Here is a 7,819-nt window from a genome sequence, read left to right on the forward strand (position 1 = left end):
GTCCGCCGCCGGGCCGCTGACCAGGCGTCAGCGCGTGGTGAGTTGCTCGGCCAGGGCGCGCAGGGCCAGCTCGTACGAGCCGAGCCCGAATCCCGCGATGGTGCCGGAGGCCACCGCGGCGATCACCGAGGTGTGCCGGAAGGTCTCCCGGGCGTACGGGTTGGAGATGTGCACCTCGATCAGCGGCGCGGTGCGCTGCGAGGCGGCGTCCCGCATCGCGTACGAGTAGTGCGTGAACGCGCCCGGGTTGATCACCACGGGCACCTTGCCGTCGGCCGCCTCGTGCAGCCACTCCACCATCTGCTGCTCGGAGTTGGTCTCGTGCACCTCGACCTCGAAGCCGAACTCCTTGCCGAGCGCGGTGCAGCGCTCGACCAGCCCGGCGTAGGAGGTGGCGCCGTAGACGTCCGGCTCGCGGCTGCCGAGCCGTCCGAGGTTGGGGCCGTTGAGCACCATGACCCTGGTCACGCCGAGACCTCCGCGTAGGCGGCGACCAGCAGGGACGGGTCGGGACCCTCCAGGACGGAGGTCTTGCCGAGGCCGTCCAGGACGATGAAGCGGATCAGGTCGCCGCGCGACTTCTTGTCGATCTTCATGGCGTCCAGCAGCTTCGGCCAGGCGTCCGCCTGGTAGCGCAGCGGCAGCCCGACGGAGGCCAGCACGGTGCGGTGCCGGTCGGCCGTCTCGTCGTCCAACCGGCCTGCCAGGCGGCCGAGTTCGGCGGCGAAGACCATGCCGATGGAGATCGCGGCGCCGTGCCGCCACTTGTAGCGCTCGTTGCGCTCGATGGCGTGGCCGAGGGTGTGGCCGTAGTTGAGGATCTCGCGCCGGCCGGACTCCTTGAGGTCCCCGGAGACCACGTCGGCCTTGACCTGGATGGCGCGGCGGATCAGCTCGACGGTGTGCCGGCCGTCCGGGGTCTTGGCGCCCTCCGGGTCGGCCTCGATCAGGTCGAGGATGGCCGGGTCGGCGATGAAGCCGCACTTGATGACCTCGGCGAGGCCGGAGACGTAGTCGTGCTTGGGCACGGTCGCCAGGGTGTCGAGGTCGGCCAGCACGCCCACCGGCGGGTGGAAGGCGCCGACCATGTTCTTGCCCTCGGCGATGTTGATGCCGGTCTTGCCGCCGACGGCCGCGTCGACCATGCCGAGCAGCGTGGTGGGCATGGAGATCCAGCGGACGCCGCGCAGCCAGGTGGCGGCGACGAAGCCGGCCAGGTCGGTGGTGGCGCCGCCGCCGAGGCCGACGACGACGTCGCTGCGGGTGAAGCCGGTCTGCCCGAGCACCGACCAGCAGTACGCGGCGACCTCGGCGCTCTTGGCGTCCTCGGCGTTGGGCACCTGCAGCGCGATCGCCTCGTAGCCCTCGCCGAGCAGGTCCTCGCGGATGGCGTCGGCGGTGGCGGCCAGCGCCTCGGGGTGGATGATCGCGACCCGCTTGGCGCGGGTGCCGATCAGCGGCGCCAGCTCGCCGAGCAGCTGGTGCCCGATCAGCACGTCGTACGGGTCGTGGCCGGCGCTGCCGCCGACGTGAATCCTGACGATGGGGTCAGTCATGGGGGGTCTTCAGCTCCAGTGCTTCCAGTACGGCGTCCGCGACCTGCTCGGGGGTGCGGCCGGCGGTGTCGACGACGGCGGTGGCCACCTCCAGGTAGAGGGGCCGGCGGGCCTCCATCAGCTCGCGCCAGCGGGCCCGCGGGTTGATGGCCAGCAGCGGGCGCGGGGCGTCCAGGCCGACCCGCTTGACCGCGTCCGCCAGCGGGACCTCCAGGAAGACGACCGGCAGTTCGCGCAGCAGGGCGCGGGTGGCCTCGGCCATCACCGCGCCGCCGCCGAGCGCCAGGACGCCGTCGTGCTCCGTGGCGCCCGTGCGCACGGCCCGGACCTCCAGCTCGCGGAAGTGCGGCTCGCCCTCGTCGATGAAGATCTCCGGGATGGGCTTGCCGGCCAACGCCTCGATGTCGGCGTCGGTGTCCCGGAAGCCGACGCCCAGGCGCTCGGCCAGGGCCCGCCCGACGGTGGACTTGCCACTGCCGGGCGGGCCGACCAGCACAACGACCGGAACGGTCATCGGATGATCAGGTTGTCGAGGTAGCCCTGCACGTTGCGGCGGGTCTCGGAGACGTGGTCACCGCCGAACTTCTCGCTCACCGCGTCGGCCAGCACCAGCGCGACCATCGCCTCGGCGACGATCCCGGCGGCCGGCACGGCGCAGACGTCCGAGCGCTGGTGGTGCGCCTTGGCCGGCTCGCCGGTGCGCACGTCCAGGGTCTGCAGCGCCCGCGGCACGGTGGCGATCGGCTTCATGGCGGCACGCACCCGCAGCACCTCGCCGGTGGTCAGGCCGCCCTCGGTGCCGCCGGAGCGGCCGGAGGTGCGCTTGACGCCCTCGGGGGTCGGGACGATCTCGTCGTGCGCCTGCGAGCCGGGCACCCGGGCCAGCTCGAAGCCGTCGCCGACCTCGACGCCCTTGATCGCCTGGATGCCCATCAGCGCGGCGGCCAGCCGGGCGTCCAGCCGGCGGTCCCAGTGCACGTGCGAGCCCAGACCCACCGGCACGCCGTACGCGAGCACCTCGACCACGCCGCCGAGGGTGTCGCCGTCCTTGTGGGCCTGGTCGATCTCGGCGACCATCGCCTTCGACGCGTCGGCGTCCAGGCAGCGGACCGGGTCGGCGTCCAGCCGCGCCTCGTCCGAGGGCAGCGGCAGCACACCGGCCGGGGCCTTGGCGGCGGCCAGCTCGACCACGTGGCTGACGATCTCGATCCCGCAGGTCGCCTTCAGGTACGCGCGGGCGACGGCACCGAGCGCGACCCGGGCGGCCGTCTCACGGGCGCTGGCGCGCTCCAGGATCGGACGGGCCTCGTCGATCGAGTACTTCTGCATGCCGGCCAGGTCGGCGTGGCCGGGGCGGGGGCGGGTGAGCGCCTCGTTGCGGGCCAGACCGGCCAGCACCTCGGGGTCGACCGGGTCGGCCGACATGACCTGCTCCCACTTCGGCCACTCGGTGTTGCCGACCATGACCGCCACCGGGCTGCCCATGGTCTCGCCGTGCCGGACGCCGCCGAGGAACGTCACCTCGTCCTGCTCGAACTTCATCCGTGCGCCGCGACCGTAACCGAGCCGGCGGCGCGCCAGCGCGTCGGCCACCACCGCGGTGGTGACCGGTACACCGGCGGGCAGGCCCTCCAGCGTCGCGACGAGTGCGGGGCCGTGCGACTCCCCCGCCGTCAGCCAGCGCAACGTACCCAACGGAGCTCCTTCATCAGCGGACCGGCCACGGCACCTGCCGGGGCCCGCCCGGGCGTGCCTTTTCCCCTGAATCCTTTCACGTCCCGGCGGCACCCGGAGGCCCAGTCCGCGTGACGGACGGTGGTCGGTCAGTCGGCGGGACGGTGGTCGGCACGATTCCGGCCAGCCGGCCGGGCGGTGGCCGGCGCGATCCGGCCACCGGCGCGGGCTCAGCGCCCGGCGAGGGCCTTCTCGCCCGCCTCGCGCATCGCCGCCAGCGGCCCCGGCGCCCGCCCGGTGAAGGCCTCGCTCTGCAGCACCGCCTGGTGCACCAGCAGGTCCAGCCCGCCCAGGACGGTCGCCCCGCGCGCGGCGCAGGCGGCGGCCAGCGCCGTCGGCCACGGGTGGTACAGCACGTCGAACAGCGCCCCCGGCGCGGCGGGCAGCGCCCCGGCGAAGGCGTCGGTCGCACCGACCGGCGTGGTCGAGACGGTCAGCGGCCGCGCCAGCGCCTGCGCGCCGAGCTCCCAGTCGGCGGTGCGCACGGCGACGCCCAGCCGCTCGCCCAGCTCCGCCATCTCCCGGGCCCGCTCCGCGCTGCGCACGTAGACGGTCACCTCGCCGGTGCAGACCTGGGCCAGCGCCGCCAGCGCCGAGGAGGCGGTGGCCCCGGCACCCAGCACGGCCGCGGCCGGCACCTCGGTGATGCCGCGCTCGCGCAGCGCGTTCACCAGCCCGGGGACGTCGGTGTTGTCCCCGGTACGCCGCCCGTCGGCGGTGAACACCACGGTGTTCACCGCGTCCACCGCGCGGGCCGTCGCGCTGACCTCGTCCAGCAACGGGATGATCGCCCGCTTCAGCGGCATGGTCAGCGACAGCCCGGCCCACTCGGCCTCGTCCAGCCCGGCGAGGAAGCCGGGCAGGCCGGCCTCGTCGACCTCGAAGCGGTCGTAGCGCCAGCCGTCCAGCCCGAGCGCCGCGAAGGCGGCCCGGTGCAGGTCCGGCGAGAGCGAGTGGGCGATCGGCGAGCCGAGGACGGCGGCCCGGTGCTTGCTGGTCAACGCTGCTCCTCCGTGAACGGCGGTGCGGTGGCGGCTACTTGGTGGTGCAGTGGAGACCGACCTTGTCGAAGCCCTGGCCCGCCGCCCGGCAGTACGCCTCGACGTTGGCGGCGTGCTCCTTGTCCGTGTCGGCGAAGAGGGTGTTGGACGGGGACATCGCGATGAAGTACAGCCACTTGCCGTCCGCCGGGTTGAGCACCGCCTTGAGCGCGTCGTCGCCGGGGTTGGAGATCGGCGTCGGCGGCAGGCCCGGGTTGATGTAGGTGTTGTACTTGTTGGACCCGTCGTTGATGTCCTTCTTGTCCAGGTCCTTGCGGCCCAGCGAGTACTGCAGCGTGGTGTCCATGCCGAGCGTGTGGCGCACGGCATCGCTCGCCAGCCGGTTCTGGATGGTCCTGGCCATCTTGGCGAAGTCCTCGACCTTGTTGCCCTCGCGCTGCAGGATGCTCGCCTCGATGACCACCTCGTACGCGTTCTTGAGGCCGACCTTGGACGCGTCGGCGTCCAGGGTCGCGTACTTGTCGGTGGCGTTCTTCACCATCTGCTTGAGCAGGTCCTCGGGCTTCATGCCGTCGGCGATGTTGTACCGGGTCGGCCAGAGGAAGCCCTCGACGTTGCCGTTCGCGTACGCCGGCAGGCCGAGACTGCCGACCTGGGCCTTGGCGACACCCGCCGTGGTGCCCTGCGGCAGCTTCAACTTCCCGTCGATCAGGGTGTAGATGTCGGCGGCGGTCTTGCCCTCGGGGATGACCAGCGCCGCACCGCCGGCCCCGTTGAGCAGTTCGCTCAGCGCGGTGGCAGCCGGCAGCTCCTTCTTCAGCGAGTAGAAGCCCGGCTGGACGTTCTTGCACTTCGGCTCGGCGTCGCAGGCCTTGCTGAAGGCGTCGACGCTCTTGACCACGCCGGCACTCTTCAGCGCCAGGCCGATCTGACCGCCGACCGCACCCGACTTGACCTCGACCTGGACGGGGCTGCCGCCCTCGCCCGTGAAGTCCGGCGGCGGGCCGAAGTGGTCCTGGTAGAAGCCGTAGCCCCACCAGCCGGCCCCGCCCAGGGCGCCGACCAGCACCAGCGCGACCAGCAGGCAGGCCCCGCCGTTGCGGCGGCCGGACTTCTTGCCCTTCTCCTTGCGCTTCTTCTGCGCGTCGCGGGAGGAGTCCTCCTCGCCGAGGAAGCCCTCCTGTTCGGCGTGGCCGTCCTCGTCGCGGTACTCGGCGCCCTCGTGGTGGCCGTCCTCGTGACGGCCGTCCTCCTGGAAGCCGTCCGGGTGGCCGTCCCACTCGTCGGTCTCGGGCGCGTGCCCGCCGACCGGATCGGCGCCGGCCTCCAGCGCGGCGGCCTCGGCCTCCCAGTCGATGCCGTCCGGGCCGGGGCCGCTGACGGGCGCGGCCGGCTCGGGCTCCGGCGCCGCGCGACGCCGCCGCCCGGGCTGCGCGCCCTGCTGCGGGATGCCCGGCTGCTGCTGCGCGCCGGGTTGCTGAGGCTGCTGGGGTTGGTGGGGCTGCTGGGGCTGCTGGGCCTGCTGGGCCTGCTGCGGGGACATCCCCTGCTGCTGCGCCATGCCCGGTTGCTGCTGACCGTCCGGGAACCCCTGCTGCTGGTACCCCTGCTGGGGCAGCTGCTGCTGGTACCCCTGCGGCGCCATCTGCTGCTGCTGTTGCTGTTGCTGCTGCGGGTACCCCTGCTGCGGCATCTGCTGCTGCGGGTAGCCCTGCTGCTGCATCTGCTGCTGGGGCACCTGCTGCTGCGGGTACTGCTGCTGCCCGCCCGGGAACCCCTGCTGCTGATACCCCTGCGGGTACCCCTGCTGCGGCATCTGCGGCATCTGCTGCTGCGGATACCCCTGCTGCTGCATGTCTCCGTACGGCTGCTGGACCGGCTCGCCCTGCTGCTGGGGATACTGCTGGACCGGCTCGCCCTGCTGGGGATACTGCTGCCACTGGCCGTCCTGCTGGCCGGGGACCGGCTGCTGGCCGCCGTACCCGGGGTCACCGGGGTGCCACGGCTCAGAGCCCTGGGGGCCGTAGCCCCGACCCAGATCGGTCATTGATCCCCTTAACCGACGAAGACGGCCGGAGGATCGGACCGGCCGTCCGGGACGCGGTCCCGGCTGATTCTCGAACCGGCGTGCTAGCGCAGCGCCTGGGAGGAGACGTTACCGTACCGCACACGTGCCCCCGGCAGGGCGGACGTGCCGTCAGTGTCCGACCTCACCAGCCCGCGCTCGGCTCGGGCTCCAGCGCCGCCGGCCCGGAGTCGGGGGCCGACGCACCGGCCGAAGCCGACGACGAGGCCGAGGCGCCGGGCTTCGCCGACGCCCGGTTCGCGTTGAACTCGGCGACGTTGCGCTGCTGCACGTCGAAGCTGTCGGTGAAGCGGGTGTCCCCCGGTTTCACGGTGACGAAGTAGAGCCAGTCCCCCTGCGCCGGGTCCAGCGCCGCCGTGATCGCCTGCCGCCCCGGGTTGGAGATCGGCGTGGGCGGCAGCCCCGGGTGCAGGTAGGTGTTGTACGGGGAGTCCAGCCGGGTGTCGGTGACGGTGGTGTTCAGGGTCGACCGGCCGAGCGCGTAGTTGATCGTGGAGTCGAGCTGCAGCGGCATGCCCTTGGCCAGCCGGTTGTAGATGACCCGCGCCACCTTGCCCATGTCCTCGTTGTTGTCGGCCTCGCCCTGGACCATGCTGGCCACGGTGACCAGCCCGTACAGGCTCTGGCCGAGGTTCTGCGCGACGACGTTCGCGTCGTCCCGGCTGAACTCCTTGCCGGCCCGCTCCACCATCTGTTTCAGCAGGTCGATCGCGGTGGTTCCGTCGGTGACGCTGTACGTCGCGGGGAAGAGGTAGCCCTCGGGGCTGCCCTTGGCGAAGTCCGGCAGGCCCAGTTCGGCGCCCTGCTCCTGGGCGGTGCGCTGGGTGGTGCCCTCCGGCAGACGCAGCTTGTGGTCGATGGCCACGTAGATCTGGTAGCCGCGCCAGCCCTCGGGGATGGTCAGGCCGTTGGCGTTGGCCGGGTCGATCAGCACGGTCAGCGCGGCCGCGGCCGACATCCGCTGCTTCAGGGTGTAGGTGCCGGGCTGGATCCGCCCGGCGGCCGCGGCGCTGCCCTTGGCCGCCCGGGTGAAGGCGAGCGAGCTGGCCACCACCCCGTTGCGGACCAGGGCGGACGCGATCTGGGACAGGCCCGCGCCCTCCGGCACCGAGACCTGGACGCTGCCGGTGCCCTGCCCGTCGTAGTCGGCGGCGGCCGGGGGTTTGCGCTGCCCCTGGAACCAGGTGTACCCGGCGAGGCCCGCCCCGCCGAACACCGCGACCAGGGCGAGCGCGGTGAGCGCGCAGGCCAGTCCGTTACGCCGTCGGTGCGGATCGGGCGCATCGGAGCGCATGCGGGGCGCGCCCGGCGGCCGGCCCTCCGGCTCCAGCACCGGCGCACCCAGGTGCCCGGGCGTGAGACCCGGGTGGAAGTCCTGGTCGGTCATGGCTCGCGTCCCCTCGGCAGTGCCGAAACGTTCGAAAGGGGTCCGTGCGGACGCG

Annotated in this window: 8 protein-coding genes; 1 reads left to right on the forward strand and 7 read right to left on the reverse strand. The window is 72.9% G+C overall.

The window, feature by feature from the left end:
* Positions 1-27: 27 nt before the first annotated feature.
* The 6 genes from aroQ to mltG (ACFV61_RS04330) all read right to left on the reverse strand — a co-directional run bounded on the left by aroQ (position 28) and on the right by mltG (ACFV61_RS04330) (position 5,852).
* Positions 28-456, reverse strand: coding sequence for a type II 3-dehydroquinate dehydratase (gene aroQ, locus ACFV61_RS04305; RefSeq protein ID WP_063350970.1), 429 nt, complete (start codon positions 454-456; stop codon positions 28-30).
* An 8-nt stretch (positions 457-464) separates the two neighbouring features.
* Entirely contained in the window at positions 465-1,556 is a 1,092-nt protein-coding gene (gene aroB / locus ACFV61_RS04310; RefSeq protein ID WP_063346779.1) for a 3-dehydroquinate synthase, read from the reverse strand.
* A complete protein-coding gene (locus ACFV61_RS04315; protein ID WP_063346780.1) occupies positions 1,549-2,070 on the reverse strand; it encodes a shikimate kinase in 522 nt (173 codons plus the stop codon). Before ACFV61_RS04315 ends, aroB begins: the two co-directional genes overlap by 8 nt.
* Positions 2,067-3,251 carry a chorismate synthase gene (aroC, locus tag ACFV61_RS04320; protein WP_107452826.1) on the reverse strand — a complete coding sequence of 395 codons (1,185 nt, stop codon included), beginning with the start codon at positions 3,249-3,251 and terminating at the stop codon, positions 2,067-2,069. The genes ACFV61_RS04315 and aroC overlap by 4 nt, the downstream gene beginning before the upstream one ends.
* 209 nt (positions 3,252-3,460) lie before the next feature.
* Complete coding sequence (locus ACFV61_RS04325) at positions 3,461-4,291, reverse strand: shikimate dehydrogenase (protein ID WP_363372750.1); 831 nt, start codon at positions 4,289-4,291, stop codon at positions 3,461-3,463.
* Between the two features lie 34 nt (positions 4,292-4,325).
* Positions 4,326-5,852 (reverse strand): endolytic transglycosylase MltG, encoded by a 1,527-nt coding sequence (mltG, locus tag ACFV61_RS04330; RefSeq protein ID WP_380490083.1) that lies wholly within the window; start codon positions 5,850-5,852, stop codon positions 4,326-4,328.
* On the opposite strand from mltG (ACFV61_RS04330), the gene ACFV61_RS04335 reads away from it, so the two are divergent.
* Positions 5,784-6,341 carry a hypothetical protein gene (locus ACFV61_RS04335; RefSeq protein WP_380490086.1) on the forward strand — a complete coding sequence of 186 codons (558 nt, stop codon included), beginning with the start codon at positions 5,784-5,786 and terminating at the stop codon, positions 6,339-6,341. The two genes, mltG (ACFV61_RS04330) and ACFV61_RS04335, sit on opposite strands and share 69 nt — an antisense overlap.
* A 160-nt stretch (positions 6,342-6,501) precedes the next feature.
* Here the strand turns inward: ACFV61_RS04335 and mltG (ACFV61_RS04340) are convergent, their stop codons facing one another.
* Positions 6,502-7,764, reverse strand: coding sequence for an endolytic transglycosylase MltG (gene mltG, locus ACFV61_RS04340; protein WP_380490088.1), 1,263 nt, complete (start codon positions 7,762-7,764; stop codon positions 6,502-6,504).
* Positions 7,765-7,819: the final 55 nt, after the last annotated feature.

The sequence above is a fragment of the Kitasatospora sp. NPDC059817 genome (assembly GCF_042731835.1).
GTDB lineage: Bacteria > Actinomycetota > Actinomycetes > Streptomycetales > Streptomycetaceae > Kitasatospora.

What these genes read in the sequence shown, in the direction of transcription:
- mltG (WP_380490083.1), bottom strand. Translation starts at nt 5,852, where the DNA reads ATGGCGCAGCAGCAGGGGATGTCCCCGCAGCAGGCCCAGCAGGCCCAG.
- aroQ (WP_063350970.1), bottom strand. Translation starts at nt 456, where the DNA reads ATGGTGCTCAACGGCCCCAACCTCGGACGGCTCGGCAGCCGCGAGCCG.
- aroB (WP_063346779.1), bottom strand. Translation starts at nt 1,556, where the DNA reads ATGACTGACCCCATCGTCAGGATTCACGTCGGCGGCAGCGCCGGCCAC.
- mltG (WP_380490088.1), bottom strand. Translation starts at nt 7,764, where the DNA reads ATGACCGACCAGGACTTCCACCCGGGTCTCACGCCCGGGCACCTGGGT.
- ACFV61_RS04315 (WP_063346780.1), bottom strand. Translation starts at nt 2,070, where the DNA reads ATGACCGTTCCGGTCGTTGTGCTGGTCGGCCCGCCCGGCAGTGGCAAG.